A 2,005-nucleotide genomic window follows, 5' to 3' on the forward strand; every position below is an offset into this window, starting at 1 on the left:
GGAAAAACCAGCCGGGAAGGCATCTACGCCGGCGGGGACGCCGTCTCCGGTGCCGCCACCGTCATCCTGGCCATGGGGGCTGGGAAGGAAGCCGCTGCGGCCATTGATGCGTATTTGAAGAAATAATGAATGAAATAATGAAAACTGTGTGACCGATTCTAAACAGGTGACACAGTTTTTTTATTTCTCTGGATATTGAGTTTTACCTGCGCACTAAGCGGTAGGACCAGAGTTTATTTTGAAAATGAAATAAGGCTGCAAAGGTATTTTTAAATATCATTTATCATTAAGGGTGTAATTTGTGCTATTCGGGGAGGGTAGTAATAACAATAAATTATTATTGCTATTATTGTATCATAATAATTAAATAACCAAATCAAATGGTTAAGTCGATGGGGAAGGATGGGAGTAAAAGAATGAAAGAATCAAGAATGAGTAAGGTTCAACTTTGTTTGATTGTTTTTCTGCTAATGTTTGTTTTTGGATCTGGCGCAACGGTCATGGCAGCGCAGGAAGGCACTGTTGTTGACACCTCAGTTTCGTACAATGAGGAAAAAAACTTAGCAAAAATCCAATTTGATGTTGTGGGGGTTGATTCAAAAAAATATGAGATAAATTCCATTAAAAGTGAATCAGATCAAACCATTGTTTATGAACGCGGAGGAAATGCTGAAACCGTCAATTACGAAGTGGATAAAAACGGAGACTTTGCTTTTTTAGTTGAGTACAAAAATTGTATAAGTGGAAAGACTGAAGAATTGAGAATCGAAATTGGCATAGATGAGATTCAGGAAAAAGAACCTGAGAGTGTAATGCTAGAGCCTTCACGGGAAAATGAAGCGATTAAAGCAAACGCGGCCGTTGCTAACCCGTTTACAATTGAATTGCATGGGCAGGTGTCCACTTGGAAAACCATTGGTATTTCTAAAGAGACCACTTTGAAAACGAGGTTGACTCTAGATCCTGCAACGTTCAAGATTAAGTGTTATCTCGAAGACGTAATGATTAAAGTTCCGCTTCTTTATCATGAATATTTTGGAGACGACACTTACTACACCATCTCTGTCATTAAAAAAGGGACACCGTTGACGCAGGTGAATGAAGAGAGTAAAAAAACCAAACTGATGGAGGTGAAAGGAAGGGACACTGTTGTTCCTAGCAACTTTACGAAAATTGAAGAGTACAAATTTGCAGAAGGTGATATGATTGAAATTATCTGTCCAGAAGGTAAGTTTCGACTTGGGGATAATGAAGTAGAAAATCCGATGACTGAAATTGTTGGAACGGAAAAAGGGGACAATTCAGTTTATGAACTGACAGCGACTGGATTTAAAGAAGTTTACAACGAAAAACCGACGATTTCTGGGAATGAAACACCCTTGTACGGAAAATACAACCAAGCGACATGGGGAACCATGGCAGGACAGGAAGAAATCCTTCATCCCTTTTACTACGGGATAGAATTTAAGGATGACCGTGATTTGGCCGGGGGGTATGTTGCTGGAGGGTTCAAGATAACAAAGAAAGAAGGGAAAACAACCTTTGGCGTAACCAACGGACCAGGAAGTAACACAACACCAGGCGTTTGGGAAGCAAGTTATGATGTAACGGATGCCTGGGGACGCAAGGGCGATACTAAAACCAGACAAATCGTTCAGCTGCCCAATATTGATGAAAAAATAAGCATTGAAGAAATGGTGCCTAAAATGAATGAAGGGAAAGTGGTTCCTGGATTCGTGGATTTTTCCGGTGCAAGTATTAATACCGGCAGCAAAACGGTTACATTAGCTTCTGGCATTGTCATTAATGCTGATACGAGCAAACCGATGGTTGATGTCGTGCACAATAATGGCAAATCAACGAAATTTATCAATAAAACAGATGGGTCTTTCTCAGAAGTTCAATTGCCGGATAACAGTAAAGTTGAAGCCGATGAAATTGAAAGGGCACACATTCTAAAGGATAAAAGCATAAAGATTTTCTATAACGACAAGAAGACACAACA

Annotated in this window: 1 protein-coding gene; it reads left to right on the forward strand. The window is 40.1% G+C overall.

Features of this window, described 5'->3' with window-relative positions; translation table 11 throughout:
• Window positions 1–416 precede the first annotated feature (416 nt).
• Window positions 417–2,005: hypothetical protein (locus tag BLU30_RS14035; protein WP_143024253.1), on the forward strand; the 1,589-nt coding region annotated here is incomplete at its 3' end.

This window comes from Eubacterium barkeri, from assembly GCF_900107125.1.
Taxonomy (GTDB): Bacteria; Bacillota; Clostridia; order Eubacteriales; family Eubacteriaceae; genus Eubacterium_O; species Eubacterium_O barkeri.